This is a genomic window from Bacillus sp. SD075 (assembly GCF_017355165.1).
Classification (GTDB): Bacteria; Bacillota; Bacilli; order Bacillales; family DSM-1321; genus Peribacillus.
Genome location: NZ_JADILK010000019.1, coordinates 45,797 through 69,065, shown reverse-complemented (window position 1 = coordinate 69,065; position 23,269 = coordinate 45,797). Strand labels below are relative to the sequence as shown.

Below are 23,269 nucleotides of genomic sequence, written 5' to 3'. Positions count from 1 at the left end.
GTAAATATGAGTTTACTTAATGAGATTCTTGATTTTAATGAACAGTTTGTAGAAAAAGGTGAATATGTTAAGTATAGAACAGATAAGTACCCTGAGAAACGCATGGTCATCATAAGCTGCATGGACACCCGGCTTGTTGAACTATTGCCAAAATCCTTGAATGTCAAAAATGGCGATGTCAAAATCCTTAAGACTGCCGGAGCAATCGTCTCACATCCATTCGGAAGTGTCATGCGGAGTATCCTTGTTGCCGTTTATGAGCTAAAGGCAGATGAAGTATTGGTCATACCTCACCATGACTGCGGAATGGCATCAGTCGATGCCGATTCTGTAGTAGAGAAGATGGTCGAACGTGATATACCAAAGAGCACCATCGATACACTTGGAGCTGCAGGAATAGATATCCGCAGTTGGCTTCGCGGATTTGATGATGTGTACGAAAGTGTTAAGAAAAGTGTGGAAGTGATTAAAGGACACCCTTTGATCCCTAAAAATATTCCTGTACATGGTCTTATCATTTCTCCCGATACAGGGAAGCTGGAATTGGTAGTCGACGGGTATGCGGAAGAACAAAAATAATAAATTCATCGAGACTGTCGGGAGTATATTTCCGGCAGTTTTTTTCAAATTTTGATCTTTTCTATTTATTTTTATCCTTTATTTTGTTAAAATCGCCAAGTGTAGTTTGTCACTAATACAAACGGGTGGGCGAGGGACAAATTTAATAAGGATACAACATGAAGAAATTAAACTTGGAAACGTTTTTTCATTTTTCCGACTATGGAACGAATGGAAAACGTGAAATCCTTGCTGGAGTGGTCGGCTATTTTACAATAGTCTATATTCTCATCGTGAATTCCCTGATTTTATCGGAAGCAGGCATTCCGATTAATGGTGCAGTGATTGCGACGATACTTTTATCTGCTTTAAGCTGTGTCATGATAGGACTTTGGGCGAATGTCCCAATCCTCCTCGTTCCAGGAATGGGCGTAAATGCCCTATTTGCTTATACCATGGTTCAAGGAATGGGTCTATCTTGGCAATCTGCTCTTGGTGCTGTGTTTATCTCAGGGGTTATCTTTGTAGTCATCGCTTTTACAAAATACTCTAAGGTAATCAGTGATTCGATTCCAAGTTCAATAAAAGAGGCCATATCTGTCGGTCTTGGCTTATTCTTGATGCTAATCGGGCTCGAGAAAGGCGGGATAATCACGGGAGGTTCATCATCTATCGTCGCACTGGGAGATTTAAGCGATCCAGCAGTGTGTGCAACCGTGTTGACCTTTTTACTGGCAATTACGCTGTTCATCAAGAATGTCCCCGGTAATTTCATGATTACCATCTTGGCAGGTAGCCTCATAGCCTATTTGTTCGGGACGGTTCAACTGTCAAAAATCCATTTTTCAGGAATAGACACAGCTTCCTACGGTGATCTCTTCTTTTCATTATCGTTCTTGGAAGCGAACAGGATCGAATTCTGGATAAGTGTATTTGCGATGACGATGGTCCTTGTTTTTGAAAATATTGGTCTTGTACACGGGCATGTAGACAGTATAAATCGCCAGGATGCCTATAAAAAGTCTCTGCAGGCGACAAGTGTGTCCGTTCTGTTTTCAGGAATATTCGGTTCGAGTCCTACCGTTGCTACAGTTGAAACGGCAGCTGGAATCGCATCAGGAGGCAGAACTGGTTTTACTTCAGTGGTGACGGGCGTGCTATTCATTCTATCCCTGCTATTTATACCGGTGATTAAAGTAATCCCTGATAGCGCCATTGCCCCTATCTTAATTATCATTGGCATTTTGATGCTCGGAAATATAAAAAATCTGGATTTCAGCGATTTAACCGAGAGCATACCGGCAATCATGATCATCACGATCATTCCTTTCACATACAGTATTGCGGATGGAATGGCATTCGGTTTCATCTTGTACCCATTCTTGAAGCTTGTAACTGGAAAAGCGAGAGAAGTGTCAGCCCCCATGTATGTGAGTGCCGGAATGTTTATCGTTTATTTCATCATTGGTATGATCGGTTAAAATCAAAAGAGCGGTTGGAATGAGTTACATCTTATTTCAACCGCTTTTTTTGTTTTTTCGTCGGAAAAAATGGATTTTTTGTGATTTACGCGATGACACATCCATCTTGAAAATGCTATGATATAGAATATTAAAAAAATGAGATAAATGATAAGCAGCATATTAGAGGATGTGACAGGATGATTATTGAAGGTTTAAAAAGCCATGGTTCAGGAAATGATTTCTTAATCATTGATGAATTGACTACGACCCTGACGTTTACTGAAGAAGAACGGAAAAATTTCGCTTTGGCACTATGCAATAGGGAGAGGCTTGGAGCGGACGGTATTTTGTTCGTAATGAAAAGTGAACAGGCTGATTGCCGGATGCGTGTCTTTAATGCGGATGGATCGGAAGCCTCGATGTGCGGGAATGGACTTCGCTGTGTTGCACGTTATGCGAATGACGTTCTTGGGCTCGGAAAAATGATCGTGGAAACAATGAAGGCAAATCTACTCGTGGAAAAAACGGAAGATATTTATGAGGGCATTCCGACTTTCAAGGTGGAAATTTCACCGGTAAGTTTTAATGTGAAGGATCTGCCGCTAGTATTGGCTAAAGAACAGTTGCAAAACGAATCATTGCCGGAACTTCATGATACCCTATTATTTTCGGCGTTGGCGGTTCCTAATCCACATTTGATAACGCTCGTCGACAGTGATGTTTTACAAAGTGATTTACAGGAAGAACTTTCCACAAAGGTCAATGAACCGAATGAACTTTTCCCTGATGGTGTCAATGTCAGCTTTGTGAAAGAACTGGAACCAGGGAGCATTTATGTGCGGACATTCGAACGGGGAGTAGGCTTCACGAATGCATGTGGAACCGCGATGTCGGCTTCTAGCCTAGTAACATGCTCAGTTGGTTTAAACGCATTGGAAAGTGAAATATCTGTCTACAATAACGGCGGAAAAGTTAAATGCGTGGTCCACCATGATGAAGAAAGTCAAAAGTATTCAATTGATTTAATCGGGAACGCAACCTATGAATTCAAGGTATCGATTGAAATGGACTTAGATCAGCCTGAAGAATTTGAAATACTTGAAAAAGAGGATTTTGAATTGGAAACAAGCTTATATGCCAAACTGCAGGATGAAGTGCAAAGCTATTTGAAAACAAAATTATAAAAGAATTTTCAGTCGGCAGGCAAACTCGAAGAAAAGCGAGTTTGCCTGCCGTTTTTTATTTAAAATATGTTTCAGTCGTTTTCAGGAATCAGCTCCCTTTCGCCGATTTTCTGCCAAACTCTTCGCTCCAGGCATTTATGGGAATTCGGCAGGAGTGTCGCAAATCACTTCAATTCAGGAAGGGTTTCATTAAACCGGAAACTGGAGTGTATAACGGAACAGTGCCTCCAGGAACTCGCTTTCAGCGGGCGGGTCCGCCCTCGGCGCTCTTTGCGCCAGCAGGGTCTCCCTTGGAAGCGCTTCCCCTCCAGGAGTCTAGTACCTTCGGTTCCAATAAACCTTGTTTTAAAATTTAGATTTAGAAAGAAACCCTTTTTGTTTACAAAATGGGCTCATCCCGAACCATGATTAAGACTAGGGTATATTTTATGTTTTTTTGGTCTTTTTTTGTTTTAAGAACGACAATACATCCAAAAAGGCTGGTCCATTATCGACGAATCTGTAATCGATAAATGCACATCCTTCCCTTTTTATTCTGTTTGGTATGGTTTCAATCGTATAGTCCTTTAACTGGAGACCCTCATCCACTTCTTCCCAAAACAAAGGTGTAGCCACACCTGCGAAAGAATTTCCCCGTGGGGAATAAGGCTGTATGATGGTTTTTCCTTCACTATGCTGCACAAAGTCCAAGTAAAGTCGATTATGCCGATTTATTTTCATTCTTTCTGTTGTAAAATCATTTGGGTTTGAACTTGTTAAGTAGTCACCGAGGAAGTCGGTGAAAATGCGTGTCTCCTGATAAGTAAATCTGTCTTCAGGCAGAGGGATGTGAATTTGCAGTCCTTTGTTACCAGAAGTTTTTACAAAAGCTATTATCCTTAAGGATTCCATCACGTTTTTTATTTCCTGTGCGGCCTTTATCGCTAAGGAGAAAAATTCGATGGAAGGGGGATCTAAGTCCAGGACGATTTCATCGGGTCGTGTGTTGCCCGCTTTCTGAAATGGGGCATGGAATTCCAATGCAAGTTGATTACCGAACCAAAGAAGCGTTTCAGTATCGTTACACAGCATATATTCGATATCCTCATCCATGAACGTTTTAATAAAGGTTGGCGCATAATCAGGTTTGTTTTTTTGGTAAAATCTTTCTTTATCCAACGTGCCATGAGGGTAGCGGATCGTCGTAAGCAGCTTATCCTTCAAGAAGGGTAAGAAGAAAGCTGAAACCTCACGTAAATAATGCAGGTATTCAACTTTTAACACGTGTTTATCCCCTGTTATCCAAAGTGGTTTATCCCTGGAAGTTATTTGAACAGTATCTGGAAATGTATATTGGCCTAGCACGAATTTCTCCCAGGTACATTCGTCGGGAGATGTTTGTAAAAGCCACTGCGAAAACTGAGGTTCACGCAATTCATTTTCCTCATATACGTGTAAGAATTGAACTTCGATGCAAATGGATGGATGGATATAAAAAAAATGTGCGTCTTCGTCTGATGCATTTTGCTTGATCAGTTCATGCAATATTCTTTTATCTTGAGCACTCAGTCCATTTTTAACACTTCCGATTGTCGTTACGGCACCTTCTTTGAAAACTGCGATTGAAACGTAACCATTTTCTTTGTGCAATGCTGTAATGAAACAAGAAACGGTCTTCCAATTTTTCACCTTAATCCAAGATGTAGTGCGTTTTCCTTCTTGCCATGTACCGTGAATTTCCTTGGCGACAAGCCCTTCGCCATCTAATAGGATGACCTCATTCAAGGCATTATCCAAAACGGCAAAACTCTCTATTAATTGTATCAAAGCCTTATCGATGGGATCAGGCGGCATGGGAAAGCCAAGTTTTTCCCCCATATTCAACATCAATTCCCTTCGTTCTTCCATAGGTTTAGCTGTTACGTCTTTTCCGCTGATGCGAAGCAGGTCAAACGCTAAAAACCGGCATGGGGAAAATCGGGCTATTTCTGAAATTAAGGATTGTTTCCCTAGGCGTCCTCGCCATTGTATTTGAAAAAAGTCTGCTTTCGCTTGATTGGTAAGCCAGACCAATTCTCCATCTAACTGAAGCGGGAGATAATCTTCCAGGTCCAGATCTTTGATGTATGCAATGATTTCCGGGAATTGTGGTGATAATTCCTTCTCGTTCCTACTCGAGATGTTTATGGTATCGGAGTCTATTGTTAAAATAGCCCTAAAGCCGTCATATTTAACTTCATAACGCCAATCCTTGGAGCTTGGGGCTTCGGGGTAATAGGTTGGCAGCATCGGTTTCATCTTTTTATTTCCCTCCGCAAATAGTTGTTTAACATTATTTTGCCAAAAAAACGAATTGTTAGAGTTGGCAATTGTTTTTTCGTTTTTTTTTGAACAAAGTGGAATAATAAAATTGTTCTTCTCTTTAAAAATAAGTTATGAGGTGACGAATATGCATACGATGTGGAAGGGGAGCATATCATTCGGTTTGGTGAACATCCCGATTAAACTTCATGCTGCAACGGAGGATAAGGATATTTCTTTAAGGACGTTGCATAAGGAATGTCATTCACCGATTAAATACGAAAAGGTTTGTCCGGTATGCCAGAAGGAAGTGGGGAAGGATGATATAGTCCGCGCTTTTGAGTATACAAAGGGGAAATTTGTTGTATTGGAAGACAATGAACTAGAACAGCTGAAAAAACAAAACGAAGAAAAAGCCGTGGAAATCGTGGATTTCGTTAAAATTGAAGAAATAGATCCCATTTATTTTAACCGGAGTTATTACATGTCCCCTAATGACGGAGGGATAAAAGCTTATTCTCTTTTGAGGCAGGCCCTCAAGAAGTCGAATAAGGTAGGGTTAGCGAAAATCATCATTCGCTCTAAAGAACAAATGGCGGTAATACGAGTCGTTGAGAATACCTTGGTGATGGAGACGATTCATTATCCGGATGAAGTCCGCTCAACAGCGGATGTTCCGAATATACCTGCCAATGATACCATTGTAAAAAAAGAAATCGATACCGCCGTATTATTGATAGATCAATTAACGACTACTTTCGATCCCTCAAAATACACCGATGACTATCGAACCGCTTTACTTGAATTGATTGAATCAAAGAAAACGGGACAGTCGACGATTGCAGCCAAAACAAAAGAACCAGTTTCCAACAATGTAACCGATTTAATGGAGGCATTACAGGCATCCATTGACCGTACGAAACATGATGAACCGGAAAAGAAAAAGACGACCCGAAAGAAAGCGGCACCGAAAAAAAAGAAACAAGCTTAAACAGGAAGCTGAGCGGAAGACGCATGATGTCGCTCGGCTTTCTGCTTGTTTTAACAAGGGACCTTGCCTACTAAAGGAAAGTGACGGAACAAGGAGGATTACATAGGGAAGGAAAGTATAAATAGGTAAGTGGGTCACGATATAACGAACTGAATGGAATTAAAAGAAAATGATGGATGGATATGAAGGATATGAAGGCAAAAAAATTCGCTCCCTAAAGAGCGACAATGAGGAATTCAATCGTGAAAATCAACATATAGGCGAACGGTTGTAGTTTTCGACTATATATTGTGTTCATATTCTACCATATTTAATTCTGAAATAGCAACAAAATTACTGAAACTAATCTATGAATTTTTCTGGAAATCAATCATATTTCGCTTGCTTAACGGTTCCTGTGCTTTTTCATTTTCAGATTTGCTATATTGTTATAAAAAACTACAGAATAAAATGGATTTTTAGTATAATTTATACATATAGGATGCTATTAATTAAATATGAATGGAAGATGCAAAATGGAAAATGGAAAAATCAAATCACTTCATGCCGCGAAGCCGCAACATGAAAGTTTTTCGAGTATCGATATCTTTTCAGCCATGGATAAACAAGCAAGGGATAATGTGACAGTGACAAAATCAGGCATAATTGGTGATGGGGTAGGCAATCTAAAGTTCCATGGAGGTTCTGACCGGGCTTTGTGCTTTTACCCCTTTGAACATTATTCATTATGGAATGAAACATTCTCTAAAAAGCTGGAAATCCCTGCATTTGGTGAAAATTTAACTATAACGGGGATGAGGGAAGAAACAACGTATATCGGCGATATTTATCAAATAGGCGATGTGATTGTTCAAATTAACCAGGGGAGGATACCTTGTTCGACCATTTCCCTCTTCAATCAAGAACCTAAATTTCTAGAACTCGTGCTGAAAACGAGTTTCACTGGTTATTTTGCAAGAGTACTTCAAGAAGGAATGATAAATAAACAAAATGAAATCGTGCTAATAGATCGTTTGCAAGAAAAAGTTTCCGTTCATTATGCAGCAGAGGTAATCCTTCATAAAAGGGATGGGCTTGAAGGGGTAAATGCTTTACTTACTCTAGACTCGTTAGCGGAAGACTGGAAACAAAGGATCTTGAAGAGGGTTCAAGCTGCTAAAGATTGAATGATTTTCGCAAATGTGAAAAAAATGTCGATCAGGTATTGAAATTGACAGATTATTAATGTAAATTAAGTATAATCAAATTTTGAAATCTTGTGAAAATTATATAAATGGATCTTATCGAGAGAGGTGGAGGGACTGGCCCGAAGAAACCTCAGCAACCAGCTTAGGCAAAGGTGCTAAATCCAGCAAGCAGAGCTTGATAGATGAGGAGAATGTTTCAATAAACCTTCTTCTTTGAGAAGGTTTTTTTTCCTTTTCTCTCATACTCTTAGAATACGACAAAAACAGGATTGTTTTTGAGAGAGGGTGTAATGATGAATTTTCGTAAAGAAGTGAAAGAAAGAATGTTGGTTGGGGAAGGGGCAATGGGGACCTTACTGTATTCTCATGGCATCGATCAATGTTATGAGGAATTGAACTGCACGAACCCAGATCAAATAGAGTCCATACATCGTGCTTATCTGGAAGCTGGTGCAGACATCCTTCAATCGAATACATACGGTGCAAATTTCAACAAATTGAAACGGCATGGACTTGAAGATGAAGTGAGTAGAATCAATCGCCAGGGTGTCATTCTTGCTAAAAAAGCGGCAAAAGGAAAGGCATATGTTTTCGGTACCATAGGGGCACAGCGGAGTATCAGGAAATCGGATTTAAGCTTGGAAGAGATAAAACGGGGTTTTCGTGAACAGCTATACAGTCTGTTGATGGAAAACCCTGATGGGATCCTCTTGGAAACATTTTATGACCTGGAAGAATTGGAAACCGTCCTGCAAATCGTTAAAAATGAAACGGGACTGCCGATCATCGCAAATGTTTCAATGCATGAACTAGGCAATCTTCAAAATGGAATCCATTTAAATGATGCCTTTCAAAAACTCGAGCAATTGGGTGCCGATGTAGTGGGGGTGAATTGCCGTCTCGGTCCACATCATATGATTCGCGCCTTGGAAGAAGTGAGTTTGCCAAAGCAAGCATCAATTGCCATTTATCCTAATGCCAGCCTCCCGGATTATGTGGATGGTAGGCTCGTCTATAAAGCTGTACCGGAATATTTCGGTTCAAGTGCCCTAGAACTTCGTGAGCAAGGTGCCGCAATCATAGGAGGGTGCTGTGGAACGACTCCACTGCATATTCAAGCTGTAAAGAATGCGATTGGGAGTTTGGCACCCGTGAAAGAGAAATTTACGAAATCCCGTGAAATAGAAATAATTGAAGTGAATGATAGGGAATTGGAGCTTCCCCTTTTCGAAAAGGCTAAAACAGAAAGGACGATTCTTGTTGAACTCGATCCACCGAAAAAGCTGGGAATAGAGAGCTTCATGACTGGTGCTGAGGTTTTGAAAAAAGCAGGGGTCGACTCCATTACATTAGCGGATAATTCACTTGCCTCACCAAGGATATCGAATGATGCACTTGCTAATTTACTGAAGAACCAATTGAATATAAAACCGATGGTGCATATAACATGCCGTGATCGAAATTTGATTGGCCTGCAGTCACATTTAATGGGTCTGCAGACGGTGGGGCTGGACGAAATATTGATCATCACGGGAGATCCTTCAAAAATTGGGGACTTCCCGGGTGCCACTTCGGTTTATGATTTATCTTCCTTTGACCTAATAAGCATGGTCAAACAATTTAATGAAGGTCTTTCCTATTCCGGTCAAAGTTTGGGCCAACGGGCAAATTTTAAAATTGCGGCAGCTTTTAATCCCAATGTGAAATATCTGGATAAAGCCGTACTGAGAATGGAAAAGAAGATTGCCTGCGGTGCTCAATCCTTTTTGACACAGCCAGTTTATTCGGTGGAGCAGATCGAAGAAGTATATGAGGCTACAAAACATTTAGAGACCCCAATCTTCATCGGTATCATGCCTTTGACAAGCACAAGGAATGCCGAATTCATCCATAATGAGATCCCAGGAATCAAATTGCCTGATAATGTTAGAAGGGCTATGGCTTTAGCGGGGGATGATCCTGTAAAGTCAAGGATTGAAGGGGTGAATATCGCACGGGAGCTAGTGGACGCGGCAAGGGAAAAATTCAAAGGCATATATTTAATCACTCCGTTCCTTCGCTATGAAATGACAGCGGAACTTACGAAATATATCAGAAAAGTCGATAGTAAACATACATCAGAGGTGGCAGTTCATGAATAAAAAAGCGATTCAAGATCAGTTAAATTCTAAGATTCTCCTTCTTGACGGGGCAATGGGAACCATGCTCCAAGCTGAGAATTTGACAGCAGAGGATTTTGGAGGGGAACAATTCGAAGGCTGCAATGAATATTTATCACTGACGCAACCAGAAATCATCCAATCCATCCATGAAAAATATTTAGCAGCGGGTGCAGATATCATTGAAACGAATACCTTCGGTGCGACCAGTATCGTTCTTGAAGAATACCAAGTAAGCACGATCGCCTACAAGCTTAATAAAATTTCAGCTGAGCTTGCCGTTAAAGCTTGTGAAAAGTATTCCAATGATGAATGGCCTAGGTATGTAGCTGGTTCGATGGGTCCCACTACAAAAACGCTTTCCGTAACAGGAGGAACGACCTTTGATATTTTAACCGATTCTTATGAAGAACAGGCACTGGGACTCTTGGATGGCGGGGTAGACTTGCTATTGGTGGAAACCTGTCAGGATATGCTTAATGTCAAGGCTGCCTTTTCTGGAATCAAAGCAGCATTCGCTAAAACAGGAAAAGATGTGCCGGTGATCATATCAGGAACAATCGAACCGATGGGCACGACACTTGCTGGGCAGTCGATAGAAGCTTTTTATTTATCGGTTGAACACATGAAGCCCGTTGCTGTCGGCCTTAATTGTGCAACAGGGCCGGAATTCATGATAGACCATATCAGGACACTTGCAGATATATCAAATAGCGCAATCAGTTGTTATCCAAATGCCGGGCTCCCTGATGAAGAAGGTCACTATCATGAGTCACCTACTTCCCTGGCAGAGAAAATGAAGCAATTTGCCGAAAAGGGATGGGTCAATATCATTGGCGGATGTTGTGGTACGACACCAGAGCATATTAAAGAACTTTCCAGGGTCCTTGAAGGCATGAAGCCACGTACAATTACAGAAACAGCCCATGGACATGCCGTATCAGGAATAGAACCGCTCATTTATGATGATTCAATGCGTCCTTTATTCGTAGGTGAAAGAACGAATGTCATCGGTTCCCGAAAGTTCAAGGAGTTGATTCGTGGAAAGCATTACGAGCCAGCTGCCGAAATTGCACGTTCCCAGGTAAAAAAAGGAGCCCATGTCATTGATATCTGTCTTGCTGACCCTGATGGGGATGAGCTTGGCGATATGAAGGAATTCGTAGAAGAGGTCGTCAAAAAAGTGAAAGTACCCTTGGTCATCGACACTACGGATGAAGCCGTACTTGAACAAGCACTAAAACATTCACAAGGAAAATCGATCATTAATTCCATAAACCTTGAAGATGGTGAGGAGCGATTTGAAAAAATAGTACCCTTCGTCCATCAATATGGTGCTGCCGTTGTCGTAGGAACCATTGATGAAATTGGAATGGCCGTCGATGCTGAACGGAAATTGGAAGTGGCTACACGATCTGTGGATTTGCTCGTTAATAAGTATGGGCTAAATAAAAGTGACATCATTTTTGATCCACTGGTATTTCCTGTAGGCACAGGGGATGAACAATATATCGGATCTGCTTTAGAAACGGTGAATGGAATAAGGGCGATTAAAGAAAAGTTTCCGGAATGCCTAACGATACTTGGCATTTCGAATGTTTCTTTCGGTCTGCCAGCGAGGGGAAGGGAAATATTAAATGCAGTTTTCCTTTACCATTGTACAAAAGCGGGTCTCGATTATGCTATCGTGAATACAGAAAAACTTGAACGTTTCGCTCTGATACCTGAAGAGGAAGTGAAGTTGGCTGAGGCACTCCTGTTTGAGACATCTACAGAAACCTTAGCGATATTTACCGAATTTTATCGTGGGAAAAAAGCGGAGAAGAAGGATAATGGTGTGGTCCTGCCATTGGACGACCGTTTAGGTAACTATATTATCGAAGGAACGAAAGAAGGATTGATTGATGATTTAAATAAAGCAATTGAGCGTGGTGATAGCCCATTGGAAATCATCAATGGACCATTGATGGATGGCATGAGTGAGGTGGGTCGGTTATTTAATGACAACCAACTTATTGTAGCAGAGGTGCTTCAGAGTGCTGAAGCGATGAAGGCGGCTGTGTCTCACCTTGAACCACTAATGGAAAACTCTGAAGATAGTGCTAAGAAAGGAAAAATCCTGCTGGCGACTGTCAAGGGAGATGTGCATGATATCGGGAAAAACCTAGTGGATATCATCCTATCCAATAATGGCTATGAAGTCATTGATTTGGGAATAAAGGTCGCACCGCAACAAATCATTGAAGAGGTTCGAAAACATGAGCCTACCATCATTGGCCTATCTGGGTTACTTGTCAAATCGGCACAGCAAATGGTTTTAACCGCACAGGATTTAAGGCAAGCGGGTATAGATACCCCAATTTTAGTGGGAGGGGCAGCATTATCCCGTAAATTCACCGATTTTAAAATATCACCTGAATATGAAGGTCCGGTTTTATATTCCAAAGATGCGATGGATGGTTTGGCTGTAACGAATATTTTACATGACGCTGATAAAAAAGTGGTGTATTTGGCAGAGTTAGTCGAGAAACGAGAAAGATCGAAAGCGAATGCCGCCATTGCAGCTACGATGGAAAAACCTGTTCGTAAGCAGTCCACAGCTGCCCCTTTAAGCGATGTTCCTGTTCAAAAACCGCGTGACATCAAGCGTCACGTCCTGAAAAACTATCCATTGGATGTGATCCAGCCCTATATAAATAGGCAAATGCTGATTGGTCATCATTTGGGGTTAAAAGGTAAAGTTTCCGAATTGCTTAAGCAGGGGAATGAAAAAGCAGTGCAGCTCAATGATCTCGTTGATGAATTGATTGAATTCCTAAAGACGGAACCGGATTATGGCTTGCATGCCGTTTATCAATTTTTCCCTGCTCAAAGCGAAGGAGATAAGCTATTGGTATACAACCCGGACAATCATCATGAGGTTTTGGAAACTTTCGACTTCCCCCGGCAAGATACGAATCCGCACCTTTGTTTAGCGGATTTCGCGAAACCGATCTCCTCCGGGCAAATGGATTATGTTGGCTTCTTCCTGGTCACTGCCGGAAAAGGAATCAGAAAATGGGCAGAAAAACTAAAGCATGAAGGTGATTTCTTGAAAAATCACGCCCTTCAATCACTTGCTCTCGAAACAGCTGAAGGGTTCGCGGAAAGAATTCATCAATTAATGAGGGATGATTTAGGTATAAGCGATCCGATTGAAATGACCATGAAAGAGCGATTTGCAGCTAAGTACACGGGGCAAAGGTTTTCATTTGGTTATCCTGCTTGTCCTAATCTGGAAGACCAGGAGAAGCTTTTCCGCCTGTTACAACCTCAAGATATTGGCGTGGAATTGACTGAAGGATACATGATGGAACCAGAGGCGTCCGTTTCAGCCATTGTTTTTGCACATCCTGAAGCTCGTTACTTTAATGTTGATCGATAACTCATTTAATAAGGCAGCGGTATTTTTTACCGCTGCCTTATTTCGCATGAAACCCCTTAATTGGTACATCTTAATGGTCAAAAGGAAGGGGATGCAACACCTATGAAGAAAATGCTAAAATTATTTCTTTCCATGGCGGGTTCTTTCATTATTATTTTATTTGGTGTGGATGTGCAGAACATTCAAGTACATGCGATGGTTCCCGAGGAGATGACACCGCTCCTAAAAAGTAGGGAAAATCAGAAAATCGCCTATTTGACTTTTGATGACGGACCATCTTTGAATACCATGAAGATATTGGATATTTTGGAACGCTATCATGTTAAGGCCACATTTTTCGTAAAAGGGAACGAAGAACCATACGCAAAGGAATGTTATCAGGAAATGATTTCCCGCGGTCATGAGATTGCCCTTCATTCATATACACATGATTATTCCATCGTTTATCGATCGACTGAAAGTTTTTTTCAAGATTTGAATAGGCTTGAAACCATGCTGCAAAAGGAATATGGGATAAAAAGCCGTATTGTGCGCCTTCCTGGCGGCTCGAATAATCAGCTGCGGCATCAGGCTGCATCGAGACCCATCATCAATGGTATCCTTCAACAACTAAAGGAAAAAGGATATATTTACATTGATTGGTCCATTGACTCGACAGATGGCTTCAGTCCGACAATAAGTGAACAAAAAATCATTACCGCTGTACAAAAAGGGACGAAAAATCAAAAGCATGTTAATATCTTATTGCATGATATCAATAGTATGAAAAATACAGTGAATGCATTGCCTGATATAATTGAATTCCTTAAAAAAGAAGGGTATGCCTTTGATACTATTGATGAGACAACCCCGAAAATCCAATTTAAATGATGAACAGATTGTTTATCTATAGTAAATTAAGGTATAGGGATAAGAGATTACAATGCGAAAGGATTTATCGTTTCTATGATGCCATCATTGTTTTTATCACATGGAACACCGCTATTAGCTTTGGAAAAGAATAGCTACACTTCTTTTTTGAAGGATTATATGCAAACTATGAAGAAACCTGCAGCCATCGTTATTTTGTCAGCACATTGGGAAAGTGAAGACCAAATGATTTCTGCAGCAGGGAAGCATGAGGTCATTTATGATTTTGTAGGGTATCCTGAAGAAATTTTTCAAATAAGGTATCCTGCTGCGGGATGCCTGGAGCTGTCCGATCGAATTTTAACCTTATTGTCCAGGATAGGTGTATTGGGGGAACTTGATGAAAGGCGCCCCCTAGATCATGGATCATGGGGGCTTTTGCATATCATGTACCCCGAAGCTGACATCCCGACCGTATCTATGTCCGTTAGTCCTGCGCTGCCATTGGACAAACAGTATGAAATAGGGAAAACTTTGAGGGAATTAAAGGAAAGTGATGTCCTGATCATCGGGAGTGGCGGGATTGTCCATAACTTCACCCAAATTCAGGAAGATATGCATGTTGCAGAAGGATGGGCAATCGAGTTTGAGAACTGGGTCGAAGAGAAAATCATGAAATGGGATTTGCAATCCTTGTTTAATTATGAAAAAATTGCCCCATATAGTACAGAGGCTGTGCCTTCCAAAGATCATTTCATTCCATTGGTCATCGCAATGGGGTTAGGGGATGATAAAAAAAAGGCAGCTCTCCTGCACAGGAGCTTTCAATATGGCAATCTGAGTTTAACAGCTTGGAAATTTGATTGAGCTGAAAGGGTTTTCAAACTAGTTAAATTTACCTGAAAAATAATCATTATACAAAAATACAAAAATCTTTTTTTAGCGAAAAAAGGGCTTAAATGAGCAAAAAAGTCTATTAAAAGCGTATTTTGACGAATTAAACAGAAATATAGTTTCAAAAAGGTTTCATAAAGTGGTTTAACCTTTGGATATTTCGACAAAAACATGTTAATATAACATCTGAAAACGTTTTATCCTTAAAATTTTATTATTCAATGGACCAAAGTTATTTATTATATATCTTATATATATCATATATTTGGGGAAAATTTAGAAGAAAGAAATTTGGGGATGGATAAAACGAAATGAAAAAAATTATGAGAAAAATTTGGGGGTTTACAAAATGACCATCAATGATGCTAAGGCATACGACCAATGGAAAACTTTTTCAGGTCCAAACCTTGGGTATGTCATGGAGCAATACGATCTATTTCTAGCCAACCCGGAAGAAGTAGATCCGGAACTGAAAAACTTTTTTGAAGTATCAGGTCCTCCTTCATTCGATGTATCGGCAGAAACAACGATTGGAAGTTCACCAACTGTACAAACTGGAGAAGTTCTTCCAATGAAGAAAATTATGTCTGCAGTAAAGTTAGCTGAAAATATCCGTGCTTACGGACATCTTGCTGCAAATATTTATCCTTTAAAAGAAGAAGCTCTAGATACTGAACAAATTCACTTTGAAAAATATGGCTTGACTGCAGATGATTTAAGGAAAATACCGGCTGACTTTATTTGTCCGGAATCACCTGAAGACGTGAAAGACGGATACGAAGCCGTACAATACCTAAAACAACTCTATACAAAAACGATAGCCTTTGAATTTCACCATGTTAATGACTTGGATGAAAAGCAATGGCTTACTGATATGGTCGAATCCGGAAGCATGTTCCCGGAAGTGGCAAAAGAGAAAAAAGAACTATTACTTAAGCGATTGAATGAAGTAGAAGGTTTCGAGAAATTCCTTCACCGCACATATGTAGGGCAAAAACGTTTCTCTATTGAAGGGCTGGATGCTTTGGTTCCGATTTTAGATGAAATGATTTCACAAACTGTTCAAAACGGAACGGGGAATGTGAATATTGCCATGGCTCACCGAGGACGTTTGAATGTGCTTGCACATGTATTAGGAAAGCCTTATGAGGTCATTTTCTCTGAATTCCAACATTCACCGAATAAAGATCTGGTTCCTTCCGAAGGTTCAACAGGCATTAACAATGGATGGACCGGTGACGTTAAATACCATTTAGGTCTGGATAAACAGATTACTAAAGCTAACATACAAAAAGCAAGGATTACACTTGCCAATAACCCAAGCCACTTGGAAGTAGTCGGTCCAATCGTGGAAGGGTATTCCCGTGCGGCTCAAGAAGACCGTTCAGAAAAAGGGTTCCCGGTTCAAGACATATCCAAATCTCTTGCAATTCTGATTCATGGTGATGCAGCATTCCCAGGTGAAGGAATTGTACCGGAGACGTTTAACTTAAGCCGTTTACGCGGATATCAAGTTGGCGGCGCTATCCATATCATCGCCAATAACATGATCGGTTTTACAACGGAGAGTGAAGATTCACGTTCAACTTTATATGCTAGTGATTTGGCAAAAGGCTTTGAAGTGCCGATCGTGCATGTGAATGCAGATGATCCAGAAGCATGTATGGCTGCTGTGAACCTTGCTAACCTATATCGTGAAAAATACAACAAGGATTTCTTGATCGACCTGATCGGATACAGACGTTTCGGCCATAACGAAATGGATGAGCCATTGGTGACTCAACCTGAAATGTATGCATTAATCCATAAACACCCAACCGTTAAAGAGCTTTATGGGAAAAAACTCATTCAATCTGGCGAATTCACTGAAGATGAAGTTAAAGCGATTGCTGAGCAAGTGGATACAAGGCTTGCAGATGCATATGCGAAAATTTCCGGAAATAAACCGGAAGCTTCTAAAGAGTGTAATCCTCCTGGGATTATTGAAAAAGGTCTTCCAGCCATTGAAACGGCAGTTCCGAAACAAGAACTTGTTACAATTAACGAAGAACTTGTTAAGTGGCCGGAAGGATTCACTCCTAATAAAAAATTAGGAAAGATTTTATCACGTCGCTTGGATTCCTTTGGTGCTGACGGAAAAATTGATTGGGCTCATGCCGAAACATTGGCATTTGCATCCATATTGAGTGACGGTACTCCAATCCGTTTGACAGGACAAGATTCAGAACGTGGAACATTCGCGCAACGTAATATCATGTTACATGACAGTGTTAATGGAAAAACATATTCACCACTTCACACACTTGAAACTGCCAAAGCATCATTCGCAGTTCATAACAGCCCGCTTACTGAAACGGCAGTTCTGGCTTATGAATATGGTTATAACGTATTTGCACCTGAGACACTTGTATTATGGGAAGGCCAATTCGGTGACTTCGCTAATACAGCACAAGTGATCTTTGACCAATTCATCGCGGCAGGCCGTGCAAAATGGGGTCAAAAATCAGGTCTTGTCATGCTGCTTCCACACGGATATGAAGGGCAAGGGCCTGAACACTCAAGTGCACGCCTTGAACGTTTCCTTCAATTAGCGGCTGAAAACAACTGGACAGTTGCCAACTTAAGTTCGGCAGCTCAGTACTTCCATATCCTCAGAAGACAAGCTAAGATTTTGGATCAAGAGCAAGTACGTCCGCTTGTCATCATGACACCGAAGAGTATGCTTCGTAATCAAGTGATGGCTTCTACAGCAGAAGAATTCAGTGAAGGCTCTTTTGAATCATTCGTAGAAACCAAAGCTTTGGGCAAAAAACCTAAATCGGTTGAACGCATTGTTTTTGCTTCAGGTAAATTGGCGGTTGAACTTCGTGAAAAAGCGGCAACTGAAAAAAATACGGATTGGTTGCAAATCATCAGTATCGAAGAAATTTATCCATTCCCATTCACTGGTGTTCAAGAAGCTCTGAAAAAATATACAAATCTTAAAGAAATCTTCTGGGCTCAAGAAGAACCTAAAAACATGGGTGCTTGGACATTTGTTGAACCTCGCTTAAATGCAGCGGCTCCTGGCAATCTTTCAGTAACATATATAGGAAGGAAGCGCAGATCAAGCCCGGCTGAGGGAGATCCACTTGTCCATAAAAATGAACAACAACGGATTATGAATCAAGCAATTACACGCAATAATGAGGGGGAGAAATAAAATGGCTGAAGTAAAAGTACCTGAATTAGCAGAATCAATTTCTGAAGGATCTATTGCGCAATGGTTAAAACAACCCGGTGATCACGTTGAAAAAGGAGAATATGTCCTTGAACTTGAAACGGATAAAGTGAACGTAGAAATCATTTCAGATTATACGGGTACACTTTCGGAACATTTAGCAGAAGAAGGGGATACTGTCCAAGTTGGACAAGCTATCGCTATCGTTGATGAAAATGGATCAGCTGCAGCAGCTCCAAAAACGGAAGCTCCTAAGGTTGAAGAAGCTAAAGCAGAACCGGCTAAGGCTGAACCAGCGGCTCCTGCTAAAGAGGCTCCTAAAGCAGAAGCGAAAGAAGCATCATCCACTCAACAAGTTATTGCTTCACCAGCTGCAAGGAAATTGGCTCGTGAAAAAGGGATTGACTTGAGTCAAGTGCCTGTAGCAGATCCACTAGGACGTGTACGTGTACAAGACGTAGAAGCAGCAAGTAGTGCACCTGCGGCAGCTCCAAAACAAGCTCCTGCAGCTAAAAAAGCTTCCGCTCCTGTTGAAGTGAATGATGACCGCATTGAAGTGGTTAAGATGACACGCCGTCGTCAAACAATTGCCAAACGTCTAGTTCAAGTACAATCCGAAGCAGCCATGCTTACTACTTTTAACGAAGTCGATCTTTCTGCAGTCATGGAATTGCGTAGCCGCCATAAAGATTCTTTCGTGAAAACAAATGATGTTAAACTTGGTTTCATGTCATTCTTCACTAAAGCTGTCATTGGCGCATTGAAAAAATATCCGTTATTGAATGCTGAAATCCAAGGCGACCATATCCTCAAAAAGAACTTTTATGATATCGGTGTAGCTGTATCCACTGATGAGGGCCTTGTCGTTCCGGTAGTAAGGGATGCTGACCGCAAAAGCTTTGCTGAAATCGAGAAGAACATTTCGGATTTAGCTGTTAAGGCGCGTAACAACAAACTGGGACTTTCAGATTTATCAGGTGGTACTTTTACCATCACAAATGGAGGGACTTTCGGTTCCCTATTATCTACACCAATCTTGAACGCCCCTCAAGTTGGGATCTTGGGCATGCATACAATCAAGACTCGTCCAATCGCTGTTGGAGATCAAATCGAAAACAGACCAATGATGTACCTTGCATTATCTTATGATCACCGTATCGTAGACGGAAAAGAAGCTGTTGGTTTCTTAGTGGCCATCAAAGATATGCTGGAAGATCCAGAACAACTTTTACTTCAAGGCTAATAAAATAATACGTACCCCCTCTGTCATCATGACAGGGGGGGTTTTTGTGTGGGGAACTAAAATGATATTTTCATAGAAAAAAAGATAATGGAATTTAAGAAAGGTTATTTCTAATCAATATGAATGTTTTTGAAGGTATTTTTGAATGAAATTGATTATTTTTAAACGTTTATGATTGATTATTCTTTCGTTTTCATATATGATGATGTTAATAAAGTGAGGTGGACGAAATGTTGACAACTGAAAGGCACCAGTTCATCTTATCGATCCTTAAAGAACAAGGAACGGTAAAGCTGCAGGAGCTTGTAGACCAGTTACAAGCCTCGGAGTCGACCATTCGGAGAGATTTAGTGCAACTCGAAGAAATGAAGCTCTTGAAACGCGTGCATGGCGGGGCCTCTTTACTTCAAAGAAAAGGCCTTGAACCAACAACTATGGAAAAGCAAAACAAAGCAAGAGCTGAAAAACAACTTATAGCAAAGCTTGCGGCTTCTTTCATAGAGAAAAATGATTGTATATATCTAGATGCAGGCACGACAACGGCGGAAATGATTCCTTATTTAAAGGATAAAAATATTACGGTACTGACAAATGGCCTTATGCATATTCCAAAACTCATCGAATTGGAGATCAAAACAGTGTTGGTGGGCGGAACGATAAAATTCTCGACCAATGCGGTTATAGGAAGTAGTGCTGTACAGTTTTTGGATGAATACCGTTTTGATAAATGTTTCTTGGGAATGAACGGCATCCATCAAGATCTGGGTTTCACAACACCAGATCCCGAAGAAGCTCTACTGAAGAAGATGGCATTACGCCTTTCTAACGAAACCTACGTGCTTGCTGACAGTTCGAAACTGAATGAAGCCACTTTTGCTAAGGTGGCAGATGTAAGCGATGCCATAATCATTACTGACAGCAATGATGAAGAGGTTGTTGCTCAACTCCATAAAAATCCAAAGGTAAAGGTCGTGACCATTTAATGATTTATACAGTTACACTCAACCCATCCATCGATTATCTGGTCGAGGTGGAGCGTTTTCAAATGGGCAAGGTGAATCGAACCAGTTATGATGCAAAATTCCCTGGAGGAAAAGGGATCAATGTTTCCCGAGTACTTAAAAGGATAGGGAATAGTACGACAGCTTTAGGATTCATCGGCGGACAAACAGGTGAATATGTAAAAAGGTTTTTAAGACATGAAGAGATTTTCACGGACTTTACAGAGATAGCTGGAGATACAAGAATAAACATTAAATTGAAAACAGGCATGGAGACCGAAATAAATAGCCAAGGGCCAGTCATTTCAAAAGGGAATTATCAACAATTATTTACTCAGATTGAACAGTTGAATAATAATGATATCCTCATTTTGTCAGGAAGCATCCCTTCGAGCATTCCTTCGGATGTATACGAAGCCATGGCAAGATCTTGTTCCCATAACGGCATTAAAGTGGTGGTGGATACGAGTGGCAAGGGATTAATGAATGTCCTTCCACACCGGCCATTTTTAATAAAGCCTAATCACCATGAATTGGGTGAGCTTTTTTCCACAGAAATCAGAACGGTTGAAGAAGCTAAAGAATATGGCGCTAAATTGGTTGAAGCAGGAGCACAAAACGTTATTGTTTCAATGGCGGGACAGGGGGCGGTGCTTTGCTCCGGCGGAGAGTCATATTCCGCAAATGTACCAAAAGGGAACGTCATCAACTCTGTGGGGGCCGGTGATTCCATGGTCGCAGGTTTCATCGGGACATATGAAAAGACAGGGGATATTCTAACCGCTTTTCGCTTCAGTCTTGCAGCAGGAAGTGCTACAGCCTTTTCATCTGATCTCGGTACATTGGATAAAATTGAAGAGTTAATACCGCAAATTGCTATCAATCAACTAACAGGAGGCTGACTCTATGAAAATTACAGACTTGTTAAAATTGGATACAATCATAATCAATCTTCAAAGTGCTACAAAGCAAGCAGTCATTGATGAACTATCAGGAAAGTTAGCCGAGGCTGACAGGTTAAACGATTTGGAGGGTTTCAAAGCTGCCATCTCAAAACGTGAAGAGCAAAGCACAACAGGGATTGGTGAAGGAATAGCCATTCCACATGCAAAAACAAATGCAGTAAGGATACCTGCCATCTGTTTCGGCAAATCGGTCAGTGGTGTGGATTATGAATCGCTTGACGGGCAGCCAGCTCATTTGTTCTTTATGATTGCAGCGAGTGAAGGAGCGAATGCAGATCACTTGGAAACCCTTTCCCGGCTTTCTTCATTACTGATGGATGATAAATTCAGAGCCCGATTGATTTCTGCTTCTTCTGGTGAGGAAGTTTTAGAGATAATCAATCAAAAAGAAATGGAAGCCGATGAAGAAGAAAAAGGAGAAGAGCAAACAGGTAATGCAGTCAGTGCCAGCGGTAACAGTAAAGGTAAAATCCTAGCCGTTACAGCTTGCCCAACAGGAATCGCCCATACTTATATGGCTGCTGATGCGTTAAAGGCCAAAGCGAAGGAAATGGGTATCGAATTCAAAGTGGAAACAAATGGTTCCACAGGCATCAAAAATGGTTTAACCGCCGCTGAAATTGATGAGGCGGATGCGATTATCGTTGCAGCTGATAAACAGGTGGAAATGGATCGTTTTAATGGAAAACATGTCATTATTGTCCCTGTAGCCCATGGGATTCGGAAAACCGAGGAGCTGTTAACAAGAGCCTTGAATCAGGATGCCCCTGTTTACAAAGGAGCAGGAAATGATAAAAGTGACGAAGGTGATTCAGCAAAAGGAGGATTGGGGATTTACAAGCACTTAATGAATGGCGTAAGTAATATGCTTCCATTTGTCGTTGGGGGCGGAATCTTGGTTGCGCTTTCTTTCTTTTTTGGAATCGAGGCAGCCGATCCTGCAAATCCTGATTATAATCCCATTGCCAAAGCATTAAGTGATATTGGCGGGGGAAATGGTGCCTTCTTCTTGCTTGTCCCTGTACTCGCTGGTTTCATTGCTTCAAGTATAGCCGACCGCCCAGGTTTTGCCCCTGGTATGGTAGGGGGATTATTGGCAGCACAGGCTAATGCCGGTTTTCTTGGCGGACTGATCGCCGGTTTCCTTGCAGGTTATATCGTCTTACTTTTAAGAAAATTGTTTTCCAGGTTACCGCAAACACTCGATGGCATTAAACCGGTTTTACTCTATCCTGTATTCGGGATGTTAATTACAGGGTTTATCATGATATTTCTCGTAAATGAACCAGTAACAGCAATTAACACGGGCCTGACCAATTGGCTGCAGGGCTTATCCGGCACGAACGCAATATTCCTTGGCTTGATTCTTGGGGGGATGATGGCCGTGGACATGGGCGGCCCCTTAAATAAAGCAGCCTTCACTTTTGGGCTTGCTGCCATTGAGGCATCAAGTTTCGGACCGCATGCTGCAGTAATGGCTGGTGGGATGGTTCCTCCTCTAGGAATCGCATTTGCAACTACATTCTTTAAAAGTAAATTCAGTGAAGTGGAAAGGAAATCCGGATTCACTAATTACTTCATGGGTGCTTCGTTCATTACAGAGGGAGCCATTCCTTTTGCGGCGGCGGATCCACTGCGAGTTATCGTCAGCAGTGTTATTGGGGCAGCGACGGCAGGAGCCCTGTCAATGGCTTTTAGTGTAACTTTGCCAGCGCCGCATGGGGGAATATTTGTCATCCCCCTAGTCAACCATCCATTCCGCTATTTGCTGGCTATTTTCATAGGGGCCCTCATTACCGCTTTAATATTGGGATTCTGGAAAAAGAAACAAAAATAATACACTTATTTAGG

15 protein-coding genes and 1 riboswitch are annotated in these 23,269 nt (G+C 41.2%); of the genes, 14 read left to right on the top strand and 1 reads right to left on the bottom strand.

The genetic code is table 11. The features are described 5' to 3' along the window. The first annotated feature begins 6 nt into the window (after window positions 1-6). The 3 genes from IOC57_RS14500 (at window position 7) to dapF (ending at window position 3,205) form a co-directional block, all read left to right on the top strand. Window positions 7-579 carry a beta-class carbonic anhydrase gene (locus IOC57_RS14500; protein ID WP_207439392.1) on the top strand — a complete coding sequence of 191 codons (573 nt, stop codon included), beginning with the start codon at window positions 7-9 and terminating at the stop codon, window positions 577-579. Window positions 580-737: 158 nt separating this feature from the next. Beyond that, window positions 738-2,039 (top strand): NCS2 family permease, encoded by a 1,302-nt coding sequence (locus tag IOC57_RS14495; RefSeq protein WP_207439391.1) that lies wholly within the window; start codon window positions 738-740, stop codon window positions 2,037-2,039. A gap of 179 nt (window positions 2,040-2,218) precedes the next feature. Continuing rightward, window positions 2,219-3,205, top strand: coding sequence for a diaminopimelate epimerase (gene dapF / locus IOC57_RS14490; protein WP_207439390.1), 987 nt, complete (start codon window positions 2,219-2,221; stop codon window positions 3,203-3,205). Window positions 3,206-3,631: 426 nt separating this feature from the next. On the opposite strand, the gene ligD is transcribed toward dapF, so the two are convergent. Next, a complete protein-coding gene (gene ligD, locus IOC57_RS14485) occupies window positions 3,632-5,482 on the bottom strand; it encodes a DNA ligase D (protein WP_207439389.1) in 1,851 nt (616 codons plus the stop codon). Window positions 5,483-5,633: 151 nt separating this feature from the next. Between ligD and ku the strand changes: the two genes are divergently transcribed. From ku to IOC57_RS14430, 11 genes are all read left to right on the top strand, one after another. Further along, window positions 5,634-6,476, top strand: a complete 843-nt coding sequence (ku, locus tag IOC57_RS14480) for a non-homologous end joining protein Ku (RefSeq protein WP_207439388.1) — start codon at window positions 5,634-5,636, stop codon at window positions 6,474-6,476. A 515-nt stretch (window positions 6,477-6,991) separates the two neighbouring features. Beyond that, entirely contained in the window at window positions 6,992-7,642 is a 651-nt protein-coding gene (locus IOC57_RS14475) for an MOSC domain-containing protein (protein ID WP_207439387.1), read from the top strand. A 111-nt stretch (window positions 7,643-7,753) separates the two neighbouring features. Continuing rightward, window positions 7,754-7,852, top strand: a riboswitch (SAM riboswitch). 104 nt (window positions 7,853-7,956) lie between these two features. Beyond that, the gene (locus tag IOC57_RS14470) at window positions 7,957-9,804 is read left to right on the top strand and encodes a bifunctional homocysteine S-methyltransferase/methylenetetrahydrofolate reductase (RefSeq protein WP_207439386.1); all 1,848 of its coding nucleotides are present in this window, start codon (window positions 7,957-7,959) and stop codon (window positions 9,802-9,804) included. Beyond that, entirely contained in the window at window positions 9,797-13,246 is a 3,450-nt protein-coding gene (gene metH / locus IOC57_RS14465) for a methionine synthase (RefSeq protein WP_207439385.1), read from the top strand. The genes IOC57_RS14470 and metH overlap by 8 nt, the downstream gene beginning before the upstream one ends. Window positions 13,247-13,348: 102 nt before the next feature. Continuing rightward, entirely contained in the window at window positions 13,349-14,116 is a 768-nt protein-coding gene (locus IOC57_RS14460; RefSeq protein WP_207439384.1) for a polysaccharide deacetylase family protein, read from the top strand. A gap of 75 nt (window positions 14,117-14,191) precedes the next feature. Further along, on the top strand, window positions 14,192-14,962 hold the full coding sequence (locus IOC57_RS14455; RefSeq protein WP_207439383.1) for a dioxygenase family protein: 771 nt from the start codon (window positions 14,192-14,194) through the stop codon (window positions 14,960-14,962). A gap of 376 nt (window positions 14,963-15,338) precedes the next feature. Next, window positions 15,339-18,191, top strand: coding sequence for a 2-oxoglutarate dehydrogenase E1 component (locus IOC57_RS14450; RefSeq protein ID WP_207439382.1), 2,853 nt, complete (start codon window positions 15,339-15,341; stop codon window positions 18,189-18,191). A 1-nt stretch (window position 18,192) separates the two neighbouring features. Then, window positions 18,193-19,452 carry a 2-oxoglutarate dehydrogenase complex dihydrolipoyllysine-residue succinyltransferase gene (odhB, locus tag IOC57_RS14445; RefSeq protein WP_207439381.1) on the top strand — a complete coding sequence of 420 codons (1,260 nt, stop codon included), beginning with the start codon at window positions 18,193-18,195 and terminating at the stop codon, window positions 19,450-19,452. Window positions 19,453-19,682: 230 nt separating this feature from the next. Beyond that, a complete protein-coding gene (locus IOC57_RS14440) occupies window positions 19,683-20,435 on the top strand; it encodes a DeoR/GlpR family DNA-binding transcription regulator (protein WP_207439380.1) in 753 nt (250 codons plus the stop codon). Next, window positions 20,435-21,355 (top strand): 1-phosphofructokinase, encoded by a 921-nt coding sequence (gene pfkB / locus IOC57_RS14435; RefSeq protein ID WP_207439379.1) that lies wholly within the window; start codon window positions 20,435-20,437, stop codon window positions 21,353-21,355. The genes IOC57_RS14440 and pfkB overlap by 1 nt, the downstream gene beginning before the upstream one ends. Window positions 21,356-21,359: 4 nt before the next feature. Then, a complete protein-coding gene (locus IOC57_RS14430) occupies window positions 21,360-23,255 on the top strand; it encodes a PTS fructose transporter subunit IIABC (protein WP_207439378.1) in 1,896 nt (631 codons plus the stop codon). The last annotated feature ends 14 nt before the right edge of the window (window positions 23,256-23,269 follow it).